General features: G+C 69.0%; 20 protein-coding genes and 1 pseudogene. 4 read left to right on the top strand and 17 right to left on the bottom strand.

The features are described from left to right. Positions 1-25 precede the first annotated feature (25 nt). The 9 genes from ACW5DW_RS13275 to ACW5DW_RS13235 form a co-directional block, all read right to left on the bottom strand. On the bottom strand, positions 26-820 hold the full coding sequence (locus ACW5DW_RS13275; protein WP_457019478.1) for a thymidylate synthase: 795 nt from the start codon (positions 818-820) through the stop codon (positions 26-28). After that, complete coding sequence (gene lgt / locus ACW5DW_RS13270) at positions 817-1,689, bottom strand: prolipoprotein diacylglyceryl transferase (protein ID WP_457019477.1); 873 nt, start codon at positions 1,687-1,689, stop codon at positions 817-819. Before lgt ends, ACW5DW_RS13275 begins: the two co-directional genes overlap by 4 nt. Positions 1,690-1,768: 79 nt before the next feature. Further along, positions 1,769-2,530: a TerC family protein gene (locus tag ACW5DW_RS13265; RefSeq protein WP_457019476.1), complete on the bottom strand. Its 762-nt coding sequence runs from the start codon at positions 2,528-2,530 to the stop codon at positions 1,769-1,771. Positions 2,531-2,555: 25 nt separating this feature from the next. Continuing rightward, positions 2,556-2,936: a diacylglycerol kinase gene (locus ACW5DW_RS13260; RefSeq protein WP_457019474.1), complete on the bottom strand. Its 381-nt coding sequence runs from the start codon at positions 2,934-2,936 to the stop codon at positions 2,556-2,558. A 405-nt stretch (positions 2,937-3,341) separates the two neighbouring features. Next, entirely contained in the window at positions 3,342-4,571 is a 1,230-nt protein-coding gene (locus tag ACW5DW_RS13255) for an ABC transporter permease (RefSeq protein WP_457019472.1), read from the bottom strand. A gap of 52 nt (positions 4,572-4,623) precedes the next feature. Continuing rightward, the gene (locus ACW5DW_RS13250; protein WP_457019470.1) at positions 4,624-5,397 is read right to left on the bottom strand and encodes an ABC transporter ATP-binding protein; all 774 of its coding nucleotides are present in this window, start codon (positions 5,395-5,397) and stop codon (positions 4,624-4,626) included. Beyond that, a complete protein-coding gene (locus tag ACW5DW_RS13245) occupies positions 5,394-6,899 on the bottom strand; it encodes an efflux RND transporter periplasmic adaptor subunit (protein WP_457019468.1) in 1,506 nt (501 codons plus the stop codon). Before ACW5DW_RS13245 ends, ACW5DW_RS13250 begins: the two co-directional genes overlap by 4 nt. Positions 6,900-6,990: 91 nt before the next feature. Beyond that, the gene (locus tag ACW5DW_RS13240; RefSeq protein WP_457019466.1) at positions 6,991-8,268 is read right to left on the bottom strand and encodes a sensor histidine kinase; all 1,278 of its coding nucleotides are present in this window, start codon (positions 8,266-8,268) and stop codon (positions 6,991-6,993) included. A gap of 28 nt (positions 8,269-8,296) precedes the next feature. Next, entirely contained in the window at positions 8,297-9,010 is a 714-nt protein-coding gene (locus tag ACW5DW_RS13235; protein ID WP_457019464.1) for a response regulator transcription factor, read from the bottom strand. 73 nt (positions 9,011-9,083) lie between these two features. Here ACW5DW_RS13235 and ACW5DW_RS13230 point away from each other — a divergent pair, with 73 nt between their 5' ends. Continuing rightward, positions 9,084-9,467 (top strand): DMT family protein, encoded by a 384-nt coding sequence (locus tag ACW5DW_RS13230; RefSeq protein ID WP_457019462.1) that lies wholly within the window; start codon positions 9,084-9,086, stop codon positions 9,465-9,467. Between the two features lie 163 nt (positions 9,468-9,630). Here the strand turns inward: ACW5DW_RS13230 and ACW5DW_RS13225 are convergent, their stop codons facing one another. The 5 genes from ACW5DW_RS13225 to nudE all read right to left on the bottom strand — a co-directional run bounded on the left by ACW5DW_RS13225 (position 9,631) and on the right by nudE (position 12,670). Further along, positions 9,631-9,933: an Mpo1-like protein gene (locus tag ACW5DW_RS13225; RefSeq protein ID WP_457019461.1), complete on the bottom strand. Its 303-nt coding sequence runs from the start codon at positions 9,931-9,933 to the stop codon at positions 9,631-9,633. Between the two features lie 11 nt (positions 9,934-9,944). Next, a complete protein-coding gene (locus tag ACW5DW_RS13220; protein ID WP_457019460.1) occupies positions 9,945-10,268 on the bottom strand; it encodes a YnfA family protein in 324 nt (107 codons plus the stop codon). 67 nt (positions 10,269-10,335) lie between these two features. Further along, complete coding sequence (mazG, locus tag ACW5DW_RS13215; RefSeq protein WP_457019458.1) at positions 10,336-11,154, bottom strand: nucleoside triphosphate pyrophosphohydrolase; 819 nt, start codon at positions 11,152-11,154, stop codon at positions 10,336-10,338. Between the two features lie 153 nt (positions 11,155-11,307). Then, positions 11,308-12,090 carry a 3'(2'),5'-bisphosphate nucleotidase CysQ gene (cysQ, locus tag ACW5DW_RS13210; protein WP_457019583.1) on the bottom strand — a complete coding sequence of 261 codons (783 nt, stop codon included), beginning with the start codon at positions 12,088-12,090 and terminating at the stop codon, positions 11,308-11,310. Between the two features lie 25 nt (positions 12,091-12,115). After that, positions 12,116-12,670, bottom strand: a complete 555-nt coding sequence (nudE, locus tag ACW5DW_RS13205) for an ADP compounds hydrolase NudE (protein ID WP_457019457.1) — start codon at positions 12,668-12,670, stop codon at positions 12,116-12,118. Between the two features lie 38 nt (positions 12,671-12,708). On the opposite strand from nudE, the gene bioA reads away from it, so the two are divergent. Beyond that, positions 12,709-14,100 (top strand): adenosylmethionine--8-amino-7-oxononanoate transaminase, encoded by a 1,392-nt coding sequence (gene bioA / locus ACW5DW_RS13200; RefSeq protein ID WP_457019456.1) that lies wholly within the window; start codon positions 12,709-12,711, stop codon positions 14,098-14,100. A 144-nt stretch (positions 14,101-14,244) separates the two neighbouring features. Continuing rightward, entirely contained in the window at positions 14,245-14,997 is a 753-nt protein-coding gene (locus ACW5DW_RS13195) for a 16S rRNA (uracil(1498)-N(3))-methyltransferase (protein WP_457019455.1), read from the top strand. Positions 14,998-15,004: 7 nt separating this feature from the next. On the opposite strand, the gene ACW5DW_RS13190 is transcribed toward ACW5DW_RS13195, so the two are convergent. The 3 genes and pseudogenes from ACW5DW_RS13190 to ACW5DW_RS13180 all read right to left on the bottom strand — a co-directional run. Then, complete coding sequence (locus tag ACW5DW_RS13190) at positions 15,005-15,469, bottom strand: chemotaxis protein CheW (RefSeq protein ID WP_457019453.1); 465 nt, start codon at positions 15,467-15,469, stop codon at positions 15,005-15,007. Further along, complete coding sequence (locus ACW5DW_RS13185) at positions 15,469-17,166, bottom strand: chemotaxis protein CheB (protein ID WP_457019452.1); 1,698 nt, start codon at positions 17,164-17,166, stop codon at positions 15,469-15,471. Before ACW5DW_RS13185 ends, ACW5DW_RS13190 begins: the two co-directional genes overlap by 1 nt. Beyond that, positions 17,153-19,471: pseudogene (locus ACW5DW_RS13180) on the bottom strand (response regulator); the annotation flags it as partial. The pseudogene ACW5DW_RS13180 and the gene ACW5DW_RS13185, both read right to left, overlap by 14 nt. On the opposite strand from ACW5DW_RS13180, the gene ACW5DW_RS13175 reads away from it, so the two are divergent. Continuing rightward, positions 19,465-20,730, top strand: a complete 1,266-nt coding sequence (locus tag ACW5DW_RS13175) for a pentapeptide repeat-containing protein (protein WP_457019582.1) — start codon at positions 19,465-19,467, stop codon at positions 20,728-20,730. The pseudogene ACW5DW_RS13180 and the gene ACW5DW_RS13175 overlap by 7 nt on opposite strands. Positions 20,731-21,387 lie beyond the last annotated feature (657 nt).

The raw sequence follows: 21,387 nt of genomic DNA, 5'->3' as shown, positions 1-21,387 counted from the left end.
TCCACCACGACCGGCCGGCCCACGCTCACACCGCCACCGGGGCCTTGATCGCCGGATGCGGGTCGTAGCCCTCGATCACGATGTCGTCAAAGCCGAACGCAAACAGGTCGCCGACGTCCGGATTGAGCCGCAGCCGCGGCAACGGCCGCGACGCGCGCGCCAGTTGCTCGCGCGCCTGGTCGTAATGATTCGAATACAGGTGCGCATCACCCAGCGTGTGCACGAAATCGCCCACGCCCAGCCCGGTCGCCTGCGCCACCATGTGGGTGAGCAGCGCGTAGCTGGCGATGTTGAACGGAACGCCGAGGAAGATGTCGCCGCTGCGCTGGTAGAGCTGGCAGCTCAGCTTCCCGTCCACCACGTAGAACTGGAACAGCGAGTGGCAGGGCATCAGCGCCATCTGCGGCAGCTCGGCCACGTTCCATGCACTGATCACCAGCCGGCGCGAGTCGGGATTGCGGCTGATCTCGTCGACCAGCCACTGCATCTGGTCGATGTGGCCACCCTTCCCGTCGGGCCATGCGCGCCACTGGCGGCCATAGACCGGGCCGAGTTCGCCCTGGTCGTCCGCCCACTCGTCCCAGATGCCGACGCCGTTGTCCTTGAGGTAGGCGATGTTGGTGTCGCCCTTCAGGAACCACAGCAGCTCGTGGATGATCGAGCGCAGGTGCAGCTTCTTGGTGGTGACCAGCGGGAAGCCTTCGCCCAGGTCGAAGCGCATCTGCCAGCCGAACACGCTGCGCGTGCCGGTGCCGGTGCGGTCGGACTTCTCCGCGCCGTGCTCCAGCACGTGCCGCAGCAGATCGAGGTATTGCTTCATGGCGTACCGCCTGCCGGCGACGGCTGCAGGGTCGGCGCGCTGTGAGACTTCCACAGCAGGAACAGGCCCAGCGCGATGAGCGGAAGCGACAGCAGCTGTCCCATCGTCAGCCAACCGAGGGCCAGATAGCCGATGTCGGCATCGGGCACGCGCACGAACTCGACCACGAAGCGAAACACCCCGTACAGCAGTGCGAACAGTCCGGTGAGCGCATAGCGCGGACGCGGCTTCGACGAATACCACCACAGCACCACGAACATCACCAGCCCCTCCAGGAAGGCCTGGTAAAGCTGCGAAGGGTGACGCGCGAATGCGTCCAGCGCACCGGACGCGAACTGCGCCTGCATCTGCTCGGCGCTCCAGCCTGCGAAGCGCGGATCGGTCGGGAATACCACGCCCCAACCGGCCTGCGTGTATTTGCCCCAGAGCTCGGCGCCGATGTAGTTGCCGATGCGGCCCAGGCCCAGGCCCGGTGGCACCCACGGGACGATGAAGTCGAGCACATCGACCAAGTGCAGCCCCTGGCGCCGTGCCCAGTACCAGGCGGCCACGAGCACGCCCAACAGCCCACCGTGGAAGCTCATCCCGCCTTCCCAGATCTTGAGCATCCGCACCGGATCGGCCAGGTAGCCGCCGAGATCGTAGAACAGGATCGAGCCCAGCCGGCCGCCCAGCACCACGCCGATCATGCCGTAGAACAGCAGGTCGCCGAAGGCGTTGGCGTCCACCGGCAGGCGCCCGTCGCGGATCCGCCGGTTGCCCAGCCACCAGGCGCTCGCGAAGGCCAGCAGGTACATCAGCCCGTACCAGTGCACGCGCACCGGGCCGAGCGCGAACGCAACCGGATCGATCTGGTGGAGATGGATCATGGGATGCGCGTCACTCCGGGCCGGTTGCCGTCATTGTGCCCGACGCCCAAGCGCCGGGCACCACCTGCGCCTGCACTGCTCAGAGCCGCACGTCCACGCCGGTCGTGGCCCGCTCGCCGCGCCCGCGTGCATTGCGCTTGACCCAGAGGTTGAGGCATTCCACCAGCGCCGAGAAGCCCATGGCGCCGTAGATGTAGCCGCGCGGGATATGCACTTCCAGGCCTTCGGCGATCAGATAGGCGCCGATCAGCAGGATGAAGGCCAGCGCCAGCATCTTGATGGTCGGGTTGTTGTCGATGAAGTGGCCCAGCGGACGCGCCGCGAGCAGCATCACCGCCACCGCGATCAGGATCGCCGCGACCATCACCGGGATGTAGTCGCCGGCCATGCCGACGGCCGCGATCACCGAGTCCAGCGAGAACACGATGTCGATGACGGCGATCTGCGCGATCACGCCCGCGAACGACACCTTGGGTTTCGCATCCACGTCCTCCGACTCAGGCTCGCCGACGATGAGGTCGCGGATTTCCATCGCGCCCTTCACCAGCAGGAACAGGCCGCCCAGGACCAGCACCAGGTCGCGCACCGAAATGCCCTGGCCCAGGACCACGAACAGGTCCGAGGTCAGGCCCGCCAGCCAGGCCAGCGTCAGCAGCAGCCCGATGCGGGTGATGCAGGCCACCGCGATGCCGAACTTGCGCGCGAACTCGCGCCGCTCCGGCGGCAGCTTGCTGACCGCGATCGAGATGAACACCAGGTTGTCGATGCCCAGCACGATCTCGATCGTGCTCAAGGTCAACAGCAGGATCCAGACCTGTGGATCAGTCACCAATTCCAGCATCGAAGCACTTCCTCTTTTTCGGTTTCTACAGCCAGCGCGGGAGCAGGACCAGGCCCCACACCAGCAAAACGTTGAGCATGCTCACGAACACAGCGGCCGAACCCATGTCCTTGGCGCGTCCGGCCAGCTCGTGGTGCTCGGGGCCGTAGCGCTCGATCACCGCCTCGATGGCGGAATTGAGCAGTTCGACCACCAGCACCAGCAGGCAGCTGCCCAGCAGCAGCGCGCGTTCCACGCCGTCGGCGCCCAGCCACAGCGCCAGCGGAGCGAGGACGACCAGCAGGTACACCTCGAGCCGGAACGACGACTCATGGAGCCACGCCGCCTTGAGCCCCTGCAGCGACCACACGGCTGCCATCAGGATGCGGGCGGGACGGCGGGGCAGGTGTCCGGTTTCGTCGGCCATCACGCGGCGCCGGCTTCGCGCCCGGGACCGTAGCCTTCGATCAGGTGACCGGCGACATCGGAACAGGACTGCCACGGGATCGACAGCATGCGGGATTCAGCAGCGCGGCCACTGCCGCAACCCCGCAATTTTGCCACAGCGGCGCGTGATTCCCACGTCTTCCAGCGCGGGAAAGCGTTGGAAGCACGCGGCAAGCGGCTGACGACTGCGACCACCATTCCACGGGCCGGGAAAGGCCTTCAGCGCGACTGGTGACCCCGCCAGCGGGCGCGCGCGAAGTTTGTCCGGAAAGCCGACCCCCGCACCGCCCCGCGCTACGGCGACAGCTGCAGCGCGTCTCAAGCGACGCCCGGGACCGGTCGATTCAACCCTGCGTGCGCCGTGAAAGCGCGCCTTTGGCTAGTGCTACTGCTGCCGCAGCGCCTCGATCGGATCGAGCTGACTGGCCTTGCGCGCCGGGTAGTAGCCGAAGAACAGCCCGGTGGCGATCGAGAATCCCGCCGCCAGCGCGATGACCTGGCCGTTGAGTTCGACCGGCAGCTCGCTGTTGAACTGCCCGACCAGCAACGCGCCGGCGATTCCGATCAGGATGCCGAGCAGGCCGCCGCCCAGCGACAGCAGCATGGCCTCGGCCAGGAACTGGCGGCGGATATCGGTCGGCCCGGCGCCGACCGCCATCCGCAGCCCGATCTCGCGGATGCGTTCGGTCACCGACACCAGCATGATGTTCATGATGCCGATGCCGCCGACGATCAGCGAGATCGTCGCCACCGCACCCAGCAGCCACGACATCAGGCGCGTGGTGGCGGTGCGCGTGGCCACGATCTCGGACATGTTGCGCACGCGGAAGTCGTCGTCCGCACCCGGCGTGATGCGATGGCGCTGGCGCAGCAGCGATTCGATCTCGCCCTGCACCCAGGCCAGGTCGTCGGGGTTGGTGACCGCCAACGAGATTTCCATCACCGCGCCCGGCGGCATGCCCATCGAACCCATCAGCCGACGGCGCGCGGTTTCCAGCGGCACCATCACGATCTCGTCCTGGTCGCGCCCCCAGCTGCTCTGGCCCTTGGGCGCAAGCGTGCCGGCTACCGTCAGCGGCACGCGGCCGATGCGGATGGTCTCGCCGATACCGCTCTCTTCGCCGAACAGCTCGCGGCGCACGGTCTCGCCGATCAGCACCGACTTGTCGCCGCCGGCTTCGTCGAAGCCCTGGCCATCGCTGAGGGCCCAGCCGTTGATCACCAGGTAGTCCGGCTCGACGCCTTGCCAGCTGCTGTTCCAGTTGCGCTCGGCATAGACCACCTGGCTGCTGCCGCGCAGCGAGCCGGAGATGTACTGCACTTCGGGCATCTCGCTGCGGATCGCATCGACGTCGCCCTGGTTCAGAGTGTAGAAGCTGCTCGCGCTCATGCGCACACCGCCGCTGCTGCGCGCGACGTTGGGCGAGATGTCCAGGCGCTGCGAGCCCAGGCCCGCGACCATCTTGTCGATTTCCGCCTGCGTGCCCTGCCCGACCGACACCATCACGATCACCGAGGCGATGCCGATGATCACGCCCAGCGAGGTCAGCGCGCTGCGCATCCAGTTGCCGCGCAGCGCGAACAGGGCGGTGCGCAGGACGTCGCTGAACTTCATGCGGAATGCTCCGGTTGTTTCCCGCGGCCATCCATGGCGCAAGCCAGACCGCTCACGGATCGCCTGGCCCGGCCATCCCAGGCCGGGCGCTCGCAGCCGCGGCCGATGCCGATAGGGCATCGGCCAAGCGCGGCTCCTCGCCCTCGTGCAGTTGGCCGTCGTGCATCACGCAGGTGCGGTCGGCGTGGGCGGCGACTTCGGGATCATGGGTGATCAGGACCACGGTGTGATCCTCGTCGCGCAGCCGCTTGAACAGGGTGAGGATCTCCTCGCCGGTCTTCGAGTCGAGCGCACCGGTGGGCTCGTCGGCGAGCAGGATCGGCGGGCGGTTGATCAGCGCACGCGCGATCGCGACGCGCTGCTGCTGGCCGCCCGACAGCTCGCTGGGGCGGTGGTGGCTGCGGCCCGACAGGCCCACCGCCGCGAGCGCCTCCTGCGCCAGTCGCCTGCGCTCGGCCGGGGGCACCTGGGCATACCCCAGCGGCATGGCCACGTTGTCCTCGGCCGACATGCGCGGCAGCAGGTTGAAGCCCTGGAACACGAATCCGATCTTGTCGCGGCGCAGCGCGGCCAGCTGCTCGCGGTCCAGCGTCGCCACGTCGATGCCGTCGCACAGGTACTGGCCCGAGGTCGGCGTGTCGAGGCAGCCGACCAGGTTCATCAGGGTCGATTTGCCGGAACCGGACGGTCCCATGATGGCGATGAACTCGCCGCGCGCGATGCGCAGGTCCACGCCCACCAGCGCGACGACCTCGGCCTGGCTGCCTTCGGCATAGACCTTGCGCAGGCCGCGGGTTTCGATCACCGGGATGGCGGGCGTACTCATCTGCGCGCGCGCTCGCCGGTGATGATCTCGTCGCCGGCTTCGACGCCGCCGCGGACCTCGGTGCTGGTGCCGTCGCTCGCGCCCACGCGCACCTGCACCGCCTCGCGCCGGCCATCGGCCAGCCGGTACAGGGTGGCGCGGGTGGCACCGAGGGACGAGGCCAGCGCCGCATTCCAGCGCGCGCGCTGCGCCTCGTCGAGCGTACGGGTGAAACCGGCGAAGCTTTCCTGCATGCGCTCGAGCATGCGCTGGCGCATCTGCGCGCGCATGGCCGGATCGGGTGCGCCCCCGGGCCTCGCCATGCCCGGCGGGCCGCCGGCGCCTGGGCGCGATTGCCCCTGGGGGGGCGCGGCCTGGCGCTGCGCCTCGGCGCGCTCGCGTTGTGCCGCCAGCGCCGCATCGAAGGCGGCGCGCTGGCTGTCGTCAAGCTCCAGCTCCGCCGCCACGCGCTCGAGTTCCTCGAGCATGCCAGCGCCACCGCGTGCCGCGCCGCCCTGTCCAGGCTCGGCCTCGCCCACCGGCTTGTAGCGCAGTGCCGCATTGGACACCTTCAGCACGTCCTGGCGATTGCTGACCTCGATCTCGGCGTTGACGGTGAGTCCGGGCAGCAAGGTGTTGTCGGAATTGTCCACGCTCACCACCACCGGGTAGGTCACCACGTTGTTGGTGGTGGTCGCGGCGAGGCGCACCTGGTCGACCACGCCGCGGAACTGGCGGTCCGGGAACGCATCGGCTGTGAACGACACCGCCTGCCCTGCCTTGACCTGGCCGATGTCAGCCTCGTCGACCGCCAGCTCGATCTTCATCTTGGACAGGTCTTCGGCGATGGTGAACAGCTCCGGCGACTGCAGGCTGGCCGCCACGGTCTGGCCTGGCTCGATGGTGCGGGTCAGCACCACGCCATCGACCGGTGAAGTGATCACCGTGCGCTCGAGGTTGACCCGGGTGGTCTCGGTGGACGCGGTCTGCTGGCGGATCTGCGCCTGGGTCGAGGCGATCTGCGCACGCGCCTGGTCCAGCGCTGCGCGCGCCTGGTCGACGTCGGACTGCGCGACCAGCTTCTGCGTGCCGAGGTCGGCCTTGCGGCGATAGTCCAGTTCGGCGTTGCGCAGCGTCGCCTGCGCCTGGGCCAGCGAGGCGCGCGCACTGGCGATCTGCGCGGCGCCCTGCTCGATCTGCGCCTCGTAGGTGCGCGGATCGATGCGCGCAAGCACGTCACCCTGCTTGACCTGGCTGTTGAAGTCGACCAGCACGTCGGTGACCTGCCCGGAGATCTGGCTGCCCACGGTCACCGTCGAGATGGCGCTGAGCGTGCCGGTGGCGGAGATCGCCACACGGATGTCGCCGCGCTCCACCTGCACCGTGCGCCAGGGCGATTCGTCGCCACCTTCGCGCGAACCCGACCACCACAGCCACGCGACGATCGCAAGCGCGACGACTGCGATCACGACCACGAGTGAACGGGGGAACGATCGCCGGCGGCGGGTCGTGGGTTGCTTCATGCGTAGGGTCCGGAGACAGTCTGGCGTCGTTGGAGGCTAACGCGCGGCCTCGGCGCCGGTTGACAGCGCCGGCACGCGATCCATCCGCGGCTCAGGAAGACGCGGGCGGCGTGAAGCGCAGGGTCGCGACGGTTCCCTGCTCCTGCACGCTGTCGAGCCTGAGCTGCCAGCCGAACCTGCGCACCAGGCGGTTGGCGATGGTCAGGCCGAAGCCCTTGCCCAGCGGGCTGAAGGCATCGGCGCGGAAGAACGGATCGTAGACATGCTGCAGGGTGTCGGCCGACATACCGATCCCGCTGTCGCGCACGATCACGGCGTCCGCCTCCACCCGCACTTCGACGCTGCCCTCCTGGGTGAAGTTGCAGGCGTTCTGCAGCAGGTTGCGCACCACCATGCCCAGCACGCTCGGCGGCGCGAAAAGCTGCGGCGCGACATCGGCCGAGACGTGCAGCTCGACCGGCTTGCCGGCAAGCAACGGACGCGCCCGCTCCACTTCCTCCAGCACCATCTCGCGGACATCGATATCCTCGCTCACCGGTGCGACGCCGCTCTCGCGCGCGAGCACGAGGAAGGCATCGATCACCGCCTCCATGTCGCGCGCGGCGCGCTGGATACGCTCGAGCGAGCGGCGCCCGTGCGGCGGCAGCGACGGGTCGGCGTACAGCATGTCGCTTGCGACCCGGATCACGGTCAGCGGCGTGCGCAGCTCATGGCTGGCATCGCGGGTGAAATCGCGCTCACGCTGCACGAACTCCGCCACGCGTCCAGCCAGCCCGTGCAGGGCGTTCGAAAGCGCCTGGACCTCATGGCTGGGCTCCCCGGAAAAGCTCGACACCGCCAGCGGCGTGGTCAGGTCGCCCTGCATCGGATCCCAGCGCGAGACTTCCTCTGCGAGGCGGTTGACGGGAAGCACGATGCTGCGCGACTTACGGTAGGTCAGCGAGGTGATCACCAGCGCGGTGAGCAGTCCCAGCAGGGTCATCACCCCGGCCGAGGTCCACATCAACTCGTCCACCGCGTGCGTGCGCAGGACCAGGTAAAGCACCCCCTCTGGCCGCCGCTCCACAAGCACGGCCTTGTGCGAGCGGTAAATGAAGTTCACGCCCTCGGGCAGCGATTCCACGTAGGGAGGGATCGCCTCCCGGTCCCGGTCCGAGGTGAAATAACCCTGGATCGTGCGCGTCGAAGGAAGGGGCGGGGCCAGGCGGCCGTCCGTCTGCCGGTCCCAGAACGCCTGTGCTTCGACGACCAGTCGCTGTCGGATCAGCGCGTCACGGGTGAGCAGGGTGAGCATGCTCACCCCAAACACCACCGCGAGGATCAGCAGCAGCCCCTGGGTGACGAACGCATAGCGGATCTTGCGGGGCAACCCCTGCGGCATTGCGTGGTCCGCAGGGTCAGGTCGGTGACTGGTCGATGTCGGCGATCCGGTAGCCCGCGCTCTGCACGGTGTGCAGCAGCGGCTTGTCGAAGGGCTTGTCGATGATCTTGCGCAGGTTGTAGAGATGGCTGCGCAGGGTGTCCGAATCGGGCAGCCCGTTGCCCCAGATCTCGCGCTCGATCTCCTGGCGGTTCACCACGCGCGGCGACTCGCGCATGAGGATGGTCAGCAGCTTCATGCCGATCGGCGACAGCTGCAGCTCGGTGCCGCCGCGGGTGGCGCGCATGCTGGCCGGATCGAGCACGAGGTCGGCGACCTTGAGCACTTCCGAGCCGACCTGTCGGCGCTCGCGCCGGATCAGGGCACGCAGCCGGGCTTCGAGCTCCTGGATGGCGAAGGGCTTGGTCAGGTAGTCGTCGGCGCCCGAAGACAGGCCGCTGAGCTTTTCGTCCAGCGTGTCGCGCGCGGTCAGCATCAGCACCGGGGTCGACTTGCGCGCTTCGGAACGGAGCCGCTTGCACACTTCCACCCCGTCCAGGCGTGGCAGCATCAGGTCCAGCACGATCACGTCGTAGCTGTTCTCCACGGCCAGCCGGTAGCCGTCCAGGCCATCGGAGGCGTAGTCGACCTCGAAACCGCGCCCTTCCAGATATTCACCCACCATTTCCGAGATGTTGCGGTTGTCCTCGACGATCAGGACCAGCCCGCCGGTTTCCTGCCCTGCACGCATGTTTGATTTCCTCGAAGGGGTCTTCAGCTTTGTGAAAGGTGCCAGCCGGACTGTACAAGCGCCGTGAAGATCGATGCTCTTCTGCGCGTCCCGCCACCTCCGGATTGCCCCATGCCCCCCGTTCGACCGCCTGGTCCCGATCCTGCTGCTGATCGGCTCCAACATCTTCATGACCTTCGCCTGGTACGGGCACCTGAAGTACAAGTCCTCGGCGCTGTTCCCGGTGATCCTGATCAGCTGGGGCATCGCGTTTTTCGAGTACTGCCTGATGGTGCCGGCCAATCGGCTCGGCTCGGCGTTCTATTCGGCGCCGCAGCTCAAGGGCATGCAGGAGGTCATCACCCTGCTGGTCTTCGCCGGGTTCTCGGCCTGGTATCTCGACCAGCCGCTGAAGTGGAACCACTGGGCGGGCTTCGGCCTGATCGTGGTGGCCGCGTGGCTGATCTTCCTGGATTAGCCGCGCCCTCGCCTGTCATCTCGACCGCAGGGAGAGATCTGCGGCCGGGATTTCTCCCTGCGGTGGAAATGACATCAGGTTGTGCGAATGGCATCGGTGCGAATGGCATCAGGCAGTGGAGGCAAGGCCACGAACGCCGCACCGTGATCTGTCGAGCCCGCCCTCAGAACCGGATCTTCCCGATGAGGATGTCCTTGAACATCACCCAGTCGCCGGCGAAGGAATAGAACGGGTGGTGGAAGGTTGCCGGCCGGTTCTTCTCGAAGAAGAAGTGCCCGATCCAGGCGAAGGCGTAGCCGCAGGCCAGCGCCGCCAGCAGCCACCATGGGTTGCGCCCGACGACGGCCAATGCGACCAGGACCAGCGCGCCGCAGCTGCCGATGAAGTGCAGCCGGCGCGAGCTGCGGTTTGAATGTTCGCCCAGGTAGAACGGGTAGAACTCGCGGAAGCTGGCGAAGCGGCGCATCTGCTCTCCGGTCAGGCGGGCCTTGGCGAGAACATGATGACCGCCATGCCGAGCAGGCACAACGCCGCGCCCAGCAGGTCCCAGCGGGTCGGCTTGACCGCGTCCACCGCCCACAGCCAGACCAGGGCCACGCTGACATAGACGCCGCCATAGGCGGCATACACGCGCCCCGCTGCAGTGGGATGCAGGGTCAACAGCCAGACGAAGAGCGCCAGGCTGGCCGCGGCCGGCAGCAGCAGCCAGCTGCTGCCGCTCTTGCGCAGCCACAGGTACGGCAGATAGCAGCCGAGGATCTCGGCGAGGGCTGTGGCGGTGAAGAGCAGGAAGGTTTTCATGTCGCGATTGTGCGGTGGATGGCGCGGACTGTCCGGGCCGTGGCCGATGCCTCGCGTGTGGGCTGGATTACTCGCCCGCTTTCACCCGCTGCCAGTATCCCTCCTGCTGTTGCAGCGTCATGTCCTCCAGCCGCACGCCATCGGCCGCCGCCAGCACTTCCATCTGCCGGAACCGGCGTTCGAACTTGAGGTTGGCGCCACGCAGCGCCGATCCCACGTCCACGCGGGCGTGGCGGGCAAGATTCGCTGCGACAAACAGCAGGTCACCGATCTCTTCCTGCAGCCGCGCCTGCGCAGCGGTATCGGCAGGTGCCGCGGCCACCGCGGCGAATTCGGCGCGTACCTCATCGATCTCTTCGTGCAGCTTGTCGATGACCGGCGCGGGGCCGGGCCAGTCGAAGCCCACGCGTGCGGCGCGCCCCTGCAGTTTCAGCGCGCGCTGCCACTCCGGCAGTCCGCGCGAAATTCCCGCCAGCGCCGATGCGTCCGCATGGCCGGCGGCCTCGCGCTCGGCGCGCTTGATCTGCTCCCAGCTCGCGGTCTGCGCCTGCGCATCGCCGATCTCCGCATCGCCGAACACATGCGGGTGCCGTCGCAGCATCTTGTCGGAGATTGCCGCGACCACGTCGCCGAAAGCGAACGTGCCCTGTTCCTCGGCCATGCGCGCATGGAACACCACCTGCAGCAGCAGGTCACCCAGCTCGTCCTTCAGCGCGGGCATGTCCCCCCGATCGATCGCATCGGCGACCTCGTAGGCCTCCTCGATGGTGTACGGGGCGATGGTCGAGAAGTCCTGCTCCAGGTCCCAGGGACAGCCGCCGTCGGGATCGCGCAGCCGGGCCATGATCGCGAGCAGTTCCTGGATGTCGCGCTGCGGCCGGTTCAATGCGGTCTCCTGCGTACAAGAATTGGCCACGGATGACGCGGATTAACGCGGATGGAAAAGCGCAAGAGGATGGACCAGCGCTCATCTCTCTCTCACAAGTATTCCTGCCTTGATCCGCGCTTATCCGCGTGATCCGCGTGATCCGCGGCAAAATCATTCTTCCAGCCACGACCGCCAAGGCAGCGAGGGATCACCCATCGCGATGAAATCGCCATTGAGCACGGTGTCGCGCTGGTTGTAGCGGAACGGCCGACCCCGCGGATCGAGCAGCGCGCCACCGGCGGCTTCGAGGATGGCCTGGCCGGCGCCGGTGTCCCATTCGCTGGTCGGGCCGAAGCGCGGGTAGACGTCCATCGTGCCCTCGGCGAGGCGGCAGAACTTGAGCGAAGAGCCGAGACCGACGGGCTCGACCTCGCCCATCCGCGCCATCAGCGCCTCGGTGCGAGCGCTGCGATGCGAGCGACTGGCGGCCACGCGCAAGGGCGCGGCGGCGGGCGCACGCACGCGCGCCGGACGCTCGCCATCGTTGTCGCAGCGGAATGCGCCCTGCCCCGGCGTGCCGTGCCAGAGCACGCCGGTGACCGGCGCCTGGATCACGCCGAACACGGCCACGCCCTCGTCGATCAGGGCGATGTTGACGGTGAACTCGCCGTTGCGCTTGACGAACTCGCGCGTGCCGTCGAGCGGGTCGACCAGCCACAGCCGGCTCCAGCCGCGGCGCGTCGCGGTATCGACCAGGTGCGCCGATTCCTCCGACAGCACAGGGATGTCGGGCGTGAGCAGCGCCAGTCCGTCGACGATGCAATGGTGGGCGGCCAGGTCGGCCTCGGTGAGCGGGCTGGCGTCGGCCTTGTGGGTGACGTCGAAGCCGCCCTCGTAGATGCGGATGATCGCGGCGGCCGCCTCGCGCGCGATGGCGATCACGCCCTCGCGCATGGCCGGGGTCACGAGGCCTGCGGAATCAGGCACGGGCTTCGCGCTGCAGGTACTGGCGGGCGGCGAACAGCGCCGCGATGGAGCGGCCTTCGGAGAAGTCCTCGCGCAGGGCCAGCTCGTCCAGCGCGTCGAAACGCCAGGGCACCACTTCCAGCTCTTCCGGCTCGTCTCCGGGCAGGCGCTCGGGATACAGGTCGCGCGCCAGTACCACCGTGGTTTCATGGCTCATGTAGACCGGCGCGAGGGTCAGCGTGCGCACCACATCGAGGCGGCGCGCACCGTAGCCGGCCTCTTCCTTGAGTTCGCGGTCCGCGGCCTGCAGCGGCGTCTCGCCGGCGTCAACCCGGCCCTTGACCAGCCCGAGCTCATAGCGGTGCAGGCCCGCGGCGTATTCGCGCACCAGCAGCACGGTGTTCTCGTCGAGCATCGGCACTACCGCAACCGCGCCGTGGCCGCGCCCGCGCAGGCGTTCGAACTGGCGGCGTTCGCCGTTGCTGAACTCCAGGTCCAGCCGTTCCAGGCGGTAGGGGCCGGCGTCATGCTCGGTGATGCCATGGATCGTCGGCAGGCGGCGGCTCAAGGCGCCACCCCGGACGGGTCACGGGCAATAATGGGGGCATGTCGACTCACGATGGCTCCATTCTAGACGAGGCCGACCGCTGGCGTTCGCGCGATCTGGCCGTGCTGTGGCACCCGTGCACGCAGATGCGCGAGCATCCGGACGTGCTGCCGCTGCTGACCGTAGCGCGAGGCGACGGCGCCTGGCTGGTGGGCCACGACGGCAGCCGCACGCTCGATGCGGTGAGCAGCTGGTGGGTCAACCTGCATGGGCACGCGGAGCCGCGCATCGCCGCGGCCATCGCGCGCCAGGCCGGCACGTTGGAGCAGGTGATCCTTGCCGGCTGCTCGCACCCGCCTGCGGTCGAACTGGCCGAGCGCCTGCTGGCGATCGCCCCGCGCCAGGTCGGTCGCGCGCCACTGTCGAAGGTGTTCTACGCCGACAACGGTTCGGCCGGGATCGAAGTCGCGCTGAAGATGGCCTTCCACTGGTTCCGCAATCGCGGCGACGAACCGCGGCGCACGAAGTTCATCGCGCTGCACAACGGCTACCACGGCGAGACCATCGGCGCGCTGTCGGTTGGCGACATTCCGCTGTACCGGCGCATCTATGCACCGCTGCTGATGGCATCGGTGTTCGCGCCCTCGCCCGACGCGTATCTCGCGCGCGAAGGACAGAGCCCGGAAGCCTGCGCCGAGGATGCCGCCGATGCGCTGGCGCATCTGCTCGACGAGCACGCCGGCGAGATCTGCGCGCTGGTGCTCGAGCCGCTGGTGCAGTGCGCCGGCGGCATGCGCATGCACCATCCGGCGTACCTGCGGCGTGCGCGCGAGCTGTGCGACGTGCACGGAATCTTCCTGATCGCCGATGAGATCGCGGTCGGCTTCGGCCGCACCGGCACGATGTTCGCCTGCGAGCAGGCGGGCATCCAGCCAGACCTGCTGTGCCTGTCCAAGGGCCTGACCGGAGGCTTCCTGCCGCTGGCCGCGGTGCTGGCCACCGGCGTGATCTTCGATGGCTTCCTCGACGACTCGCGCGAGCGCGCCTTCCTGCATTCGCACAGCTACACCGGCAACCCGCTGGCCTGCGCCGCCGCACTGGCGTCGCTGGACATCTTCGAATCCGACGGCGTGCTGGCCCGCAACCGGCGCACGGCCGCGCGCATGGCGGAGCTGGCGGCGCCGCTGACCGACCATCCGCACGTGGCCGAGGTGCGGCAGACCGGGATGATCGTCGCCATCGAGCTGGCCCGGGACGGCCGCAAGGCCACCCCGTTCGATTCCGCGCGCCGCATCGGCCTGCATGCCTACCGGCATGCGCTCGAACACGGCGTGCTGCTGCGCCCACTGGGCGACGTGCTGTACTGGATGCCGCCCTACTGCATCGACGACGACCAGCTCGACCTGTTGGCCGCCGTCACACGTTCCGCGATCGAGGCGGCGACGACGTGAGGCACGGGGGGTTTTGCCACGGATTGCGCGGATGGACGCGGATCAGGAGCAAAGGCGTGTGGTTCGTGCCGCCACCATCCGCCGGCCGGGCTCACCAGTGACCGCTTTCATCCGCGTTGATCCGCGCAATCCGTGGCCAAACACATGCGCCTGACCCGAGCCCACGTCGACCTGCCCCTCACGCCCGGCGCGCGCATCAGCCTGCCCGAGGACGCCGCCACCCACCTGCTGCGTGTGCTGCGCCTGCGCGAGGGCGATGCCTGCGTGCTGTTCAACGGCGATGGGCATGACTACGACGCGCGCATCGTCGCCACCGGCAAGCGCGGTGGCGAGGTCGAGGTGGTCGGCCGGCGCGTCGTCGACAGCGAGTCGCCGCTGCGCCTCACCCTGGTCCAGGGCATTGCACGCGGCGAGAAGATGGACCTGATCCTGCAGAAGGCCACCGAACTGGGCGTGGCGCGGATCGTTCCCGTGGACGCCGAGCGCACCGAGGTGCGGCTGGAAGGTGCGCGCCTGGCCAAACGCATCGCGCACTGGCGCGGCGTGGTGGCCTCGGCCTGCGGGCAATGCGGCCGTGCGCGCGTGCCGGAGGTGGCCGACCCGGTCGACATCGCGCGCATCGCCGGCGAGGCGCCGGAGTCGACGCTCAGGCTGACCCTGGATCCGGCCGGCACGCAGACGCTGTCGACGCTGGCCGCAGCAGTGACCGTCGGCATGACCCCAGCGATCGCGCTCGCGATCGGGCCCGAAGGCGGCTGGGCGCCGCGTGATCGCGGCCACCTGCACGCGGCAGGCTACGAAGGGCTGCGTCTGGGCCCGCGGATCCTGCGTACCGAAACCGCGGGCCTGGCGGCGATCGCCGCGCTGCAGGCGCTGTACGGCGACCTGCGCGGCTGAGACAGGCTCAGGCGGCCAACGCCCCGCGCAGCGCCAGTTCGATCCCGTCGATGTCCGGGACCAGCGCGGCCTCGTCGTTGAAACGCACGCGCGCACGCACGCCTGGCGCCAGCGGCGCGCTGTCATCGGCGTCCTCAAGGCGCTCGCGCGAAACCGTCACCAGTCGCGGGAAGCCCTTGGTCAACAGGGCGAAGTACGGCATCGTCGGCTGTCCGCCGAGGGTCTTGAGCACGACCACCTTGTGGCCCAGGCCACCCTCTTCTGGGCCCTGTCCGGTGAACGGCGCGAACGCCACCAGCGGAAGCCGCCAGCCACGCCACCGGATGGTGCCCAGCAGCCAGTCCGGGGCCGCATCGACCGGATCGGGCTCGGCGTAGGACAGCACCTCGGAAATCGTGGCGTTGGGCAGCAGCAGCCGCGCGGCTCCGGTCTGGATCAGTACGGCGCGGATGTCGGAGGGGACTGAATTCATCACTGCATCCCGTTCGGATCAGGGTTGGGGCGCTCGCCCGGCGCCGACCAGCGGTCGAGCAGGATGTTGGCCAGTTGCGTCGGGCTGCCGTGTCCGGCCCCTGCATCGATCGCGGCGCGCGCGGCGGCCGGCTCGTAGCAGCCCTCGTCGGGCGTCTGGCCCAGGACCAGTCCGCCCCAGCTGCCGTCCGCCACCGCCGGCACCAGCGCTGCATCGGCGCCGCTCAGGAACAGCACCGCGCTGTCGCCTGCGGGCAGGAGCGCGGCAGGGTCGAGCGCCTGGCCGGCATCGAAGATCCAGCCCGACGCAGCAGCGCGGATACCCAGGCCTGGCGGAACGAAGTAAATGCTTCCAGGAGAGGCCATCTGACCCGCCTCGGCCACGCTCACCGGCGCCGAGGTCGCGCGCGTCATCTGCTTGACCAGCCGGTCGTAGCGACCACCGTCCAGCGGCAGCCGGATCAGGATCGGCCTGGCGAATTCGCCGGGCAACGCCGACAGCAGCTGGCGGACCGCATCGGGTCCGCCCAGGCCAGCCTCGATCAGCACCAGCCCATGCCGCGGCCTGCCATGGCCGTAGCTGTCCGGATCCACCAGCGACAGGCCGCCGGCCAGTGCATCCACGTCGAAGGATTCCGTCGGCATCCGGTGCGCGGCCGGGGCGACCGGGGCGTGGCCGTCTTCGACCAGGCTCAGGCTCGAGAAATCCACGCGCTCCGGCGATGCAGCCGGCGTCTCCGTGGCGCGCTCGTCCGGTGCGGGCACGGTCGCGCCGGTTTCATCAGCGTCGTCCGCCGCCGTCCGCGCGTGCGCGGCCAGGAACTCCTCGATCCCGGCGGGCGCGTCCTCGGCCTGGCCAACACGGCTGAAGCGCTCGGGGTCATACGACAGTCCGTCCAGCTCCATGCCATCGCCGTCGTCGAGCGACAGGGTCAGCGTGCTGAAATCAAGGCCGGCATCCGCATCTTCCTGCTGCGCAGGGTCCACGGTCTGCGCGTCGCTTCCCGACGCGAACTCCAGGGCAGACGCCGACGCATCGTCCGCCTCGATGTCCAGATCCGGCGCGCCGGTAAAGTCCAGGTCGAAGCCTGCGTCGTCCGCGGGTTTCGGCTCGCGCGCCGCCTCGACGGCGAGCTGCGGGTCCTGCCCCAGGCCGGACTCGGGATCGGTCTCGCGGTCGCGCGGTGCGGCCAGCAGGCCTTCCAGCGCGTCCTGCGGCACCTCGTCGGCGCGCTGCTGGGCCTCGTCGGTGAGCGCGACGATGGCGTCGTTGAAATCGGCGTTGACCGGGGGCGCCTGCATCGGCTCCCCGGTCAGCTGCAGGTCGTCGTCGACCTCGGCGCCGGCCGGCAGCACGTCGTTGTGCCGGTGCAGCTTGGCCGACAGGTGGCGCAGCCAGCGTGCCGCGTCCCAGCCGGTGCGCAGGGCGGCCTGCTCGGCCTCCTCGAAGATGACCATGTAGCCCGGGTCGGCCAACACATCCTCGAAGCGCTCGATCGCGTCCTCGATGGCCGGCTCCAGCGCGACCAGCACCGCCTGCGGCTGCGCCTCGCGCACCTGGGCGGGCTCGGCCTGCATCGGATCGGCCACGAGCACCAATTCGGCGCCGGCCTCGCGCAGCGCGGTGGCGATGCGTTCGCAGGCGTCGCCGGCCCTGGCCAGCAGCGCGACGCGGGGCGCGCCCTCACTCGCGGCCATGCGAGACCTTCAGCAGCTCTTGCACGTTGCGCATCAGCTCCGGCTCCTGGTACGGCTTGCCGAGGTAGCGGTCCACGCCCAGGTCGAAAGCGCGCTGGCGGTGCTTCTCGCCGGTACGCGAGGTGATCATCATGATCAGCACGTCGCGCAGTCGCGGGTCGGCCTTCATGTGCTTGGCCAGCTCGTACCCGTCCATGCGCGGCATCTCGATGTCGAGCAGCATCAGATCGGGCACGCGCTCGTCCATCCGCTCCAGCGCATCGAGGCCGTCCTTCGCGGTGAGCACCTCGAGGTTGTGGCGTTCCAGCACGCGCCCGGTGACCTTGCGCATCGTCACCGAGTCGTCGACCACCATCACCAGCGGCACGCGGCGGTGCTCGATCCGGGGCTCGGGCTCCGCCTCGCGCGGGAGCACTACCTGGCGGCGCGCCAGCGGCGCGACGTCCAGGATCACCACCACGCTGCCGTCGCCCATGATGGTGGCGCCGAAGATGCCCGGGATCGAGGCGACCTGCGGACCCACCGGCTTCACCACGATCTCGCGGCTGCCGATGATCTCGTCCACCGCCACCGCGGCACGCAACTCGCCCGAACGCACCAGCAGCAGCGGCATCTGCAGGTGGCCCTCGGCGCGCGCCGGCGCGTGGCCGACGAGCTGCCCCAGGTCGTGCAGGACATAGTCCTCGCCGCCGTACGGATAGGCCACGTCGCCGGCCGCGAGCAGGTCGCGCTCGATCCGGCCAACGCCGCGCACCGATGCGATCGGCACCGCGAACTGGACCTCGCCGATGCGCACGAACACCGCCTGGGTGACGGCAAGCGTCTGCGGCAGGCGCAGGGTGAAGGCGGTGCCTTCGCCGCGGCGCGTGGCGATGTCGAGCGAGCCGCCCAACTGGCGCACCTCGCTGGCCACCACGTCCATGCCCACGCCGCGTCCGGCCAGGCGGCTGACCTCGTCGACGGTCGAGAAGCCCGGCTCGAAGATCAGCGCGTCCAGGTCGCCGTCGCCCAGGGCGATGCCGGCGCGAACCAGGCCACGATCCTCGGCGCGGCGGCGGATCGCCGCGCGGTCGAGTCCGGACCCGTCGTCACCGATCTCCAGCACGACTTCCGAACCTTCGCGACGTACCGCGATCCGGACCGTGCCTTCCTCACGCTTGCCCGCCTCGCGACGCTGCTCCGGTGTTTCGATGCCGTGCGCGACTGCATTGCGCAGCATGTGTTCCAGCGGCGCGGTCATGCGCTCGAGCACGTTGCGGTCGAGCTCGCCCTGCGAGCCGTCGAGCTTGAGCTGGACCTGCTTACCGGTTTCCGAGGCGGCCTGGCGCAGCACGCGGCGCAGGCGCGGCACCAGCGCGTCGAAGGGCACCATGCGCGTGCGCATGAGGCCTTCCTGCAGGTCGGAGCTGACCCGCGACTGCTGCAGCAGCAGCGTCTCGTACTGACTGGTCAGGTCGTCCAGGGTCTGCTGCAGGCTGGTCATGTCGGCCGCGGACTCGCCGAGCGCGCGCGAAAGCTGCTGCAGGTTCGAGAAGCGGTCGAGCTCGAGCGGATCGAAGGTCGGGTCGTCGACGTCGCTTTCGCGCTGGTAGCGGGCAATGATCTGGGCTTCGGTCTCGATGTCCAGGCGGCGCAACTGGTCGCGCAGACGCGTGTTGGTCTGCTCCATTTCGTTCATCGCCGAGCGGAACGCACCCAGCTGCTGTTCCAGGCGGGCGCGGTAGATCGCAACCTCGCCCGCGTTGTTGACCAGGCGGTCCAGCAGGTCGGCGCGGATGCGCACCTGCTCCTGCGGCGCGCGGATCGCGGCATCGTCGTCGGGCGCGGCGTCGGCAAAGGGTGTCGACAGCGGCGCCAGCACGCGCTTTGGAGCGGCGGGCGCGGCCTCGCCGGAGTCGGCTTCCAAGTCGAGCAGGGGACGACCGCGGGCCAGCGCATTGAACGCGTCGATCAGCGCATCGGGCATCGCGATCGCGCGTCGCTCGGCGACCCGCGTCACCATCGCATGCAGGCGGTCGAAGCCACCCTCCAGCAGGCCGATGCCGGTACGGTCGAGCTCGCAGCGCTGCTCCACCACGGCTTCGAGCATGGACTCCATGCCGTGGCCGAGCTCGCCGATGGTGAACACGCCGGCCATGCGCGCACCGCCCTTGAGCGTGTGCAGGTCACGCTGCAGGCCGATCAGCGGCTCGCGTGAATCGGGCGCCTCGCGCAGCTCGGCGAGCAGGCCATCGGAGTGGTCGAGCAGGTCCCCGGCTTCTTCCAGGAAGATGTCGAGCAGCTCGGTGTCGAGCCTGGATGTGTCAAATTCTTCGTCCGGGTCCGTGGTGGCCAGCACGCGCGCCAACAGCGCAGCGACGGCCGGGTCGACGCCAGACGCGAGCGCCGAACGCGGGACCTGTCCTGCCTCTTCGACCGGGTCGGCGAGGACTGCTTGCTGCCCTGCCGCAGTGTCGGCTTGGGGTTCGGGCGCCGTGGACTCGTCTTCCAGCGAAGGACCGGCCGCAGCTTCGAGGCGTTCTGCTTCGAGGCGTTCGGCTTCGAGGCGTTCTGCTTCGAGGCGTTCGGCTTCGAGGCGTTCTGCTTCGAGGCGTTCTGCTTCGAGGCGTTCGGCTTCGAGGCGTTCGGCTTCGAGGCGTTCGGCTTCGAGACCTTCGGCTTCGAGACGTTCTGCTTCGAGGCGTTCTGCTTCGAGGCGTTCTGCTTCGAGGCGTTCTGCTTCGAGGCGCTCGGCTTCGAGGCGCTCGGCTTCGAGGCGTTCGGCTTCGAGGCGTTCGGCTTCGAGGCGTTCGGCTTCGAGGCGTTCGGCTTCGAGGCGTTCGGCTTCGAGGCGTTCGGCTTCGAGACGTTCTGCTTCGAGGCGCTCGGCTTCGAGACGTTCGGCTTCGAGGCGTTCTGCTTCGAGGCGTTCTGCTTCGAGGCGTTCTGCTTCGAGGCGCTCGGTTTCGAGACGTTCGGCGTCGAGACGATCGGCTTCGGGACTGTCTGCTTCGACACCGTCGGCTGCGATGCCTTCCGCTGCGACACGTTCGGCTTCGAGGCGTGCGGCTTCAATGTATTCGGCTTCGACGCGCTCGACCTCGACGCGTTCGGCTTCGACGCGTTCGGCTTCGACGCGTTCGACCTCGACGCGTTCGACCTCGATGCGCTCGGCTTCGACGCGTTCGGCTTCGACGCGTTCGGCTTCGACGCGTTCGGCTTCGACGCGCTCGACCTCGGCGCGTTCGGCTTCGACGCGCTCGACCTCGGCGCGTTCGGCTTCGACGCGTTCGGCTTCGACGCGTTCGACTTCGACGCGTTCGACTTCGATGCGCTCGGCTTCGATGCGCTCGGCGTCGATGCGCTCGGCTTCGACGCGTTCGGCTTCAAGACGTTCGGCTTCGACGCGCTCAGCTTCGACGCGTTTGGCTTCGAGACGTTCGGCCTCGGCGCGTTCGGCCTCGACGCGTTCGACTTCTAGACGCTCGGCTTCGAGGCTTGCGCCGTCCATCGGCGCCGCGTCGGCGGAGCGCTCGTCCGGCGCCCACTGCGTCGACTCCGGACCGATCTGCAGGCCGGCAGTGATGAAACCGCCGTAAGCGCTGAGGTCCTCGGTGGTCAGTCGGTGCTCGGCCTCGGCGGCCGCGCGCGCATCGGCGTCGGCAGCCTCCTCCAGGCCCTGGGCGTCGACCAGCGCGGCCAGGCCACTGGCGGCCTCGGGCAGGCTGTCGCGCAGCACGACCAGCCGCGCGGCGAGTGCGTCCTGTCGTGCAAGCGCGGGCGCCGGCCGCTTCAGGATTTCGACGGTTTCCCGAACCGTTTCGGCCAGGTCCGCGATCGCATCGATGCCCTCGGGCACGGCGATCGCACGTGAAGCGAGCAGGCGCCGCGCATAGTGCTCGGCCGGGCCCAGCACGCTGTTGATGACCGGAATTTCGGTCATCGCGAACGCACCGTTCATCGTGTGCAACGCGTGCAGCAGCGGATCGCTGCCGTAGGCTTCACCTGCCCGCGCACGGGTGATCCAGCCTCCAACCGTCTGCAGGTGGCCCTGCATTTCGGCATCGAGGATTTCCAGCAACAGCGCCTCGATGCTTGCCGGCACCAGGTCGGCCGCCGGCTCCTGCGCCGCGCCGACATCGACCGATTCCGGCTCCTGCACCGGCGCAACAGCGGCAGCTTCGGTCGCAACGACCTGCGTCGCTTCGGGCGGCATGGCGTCGTCGCCCGCCGCGATCCTGT

It is taken from the genome of Luteimonas sp. A482 (genome assembly GCF_054072655.1).
Note: the sequence above shows the minus strand (reverse complement) of the source record. Positions and strands in the feature narration are given on the sequence as shown.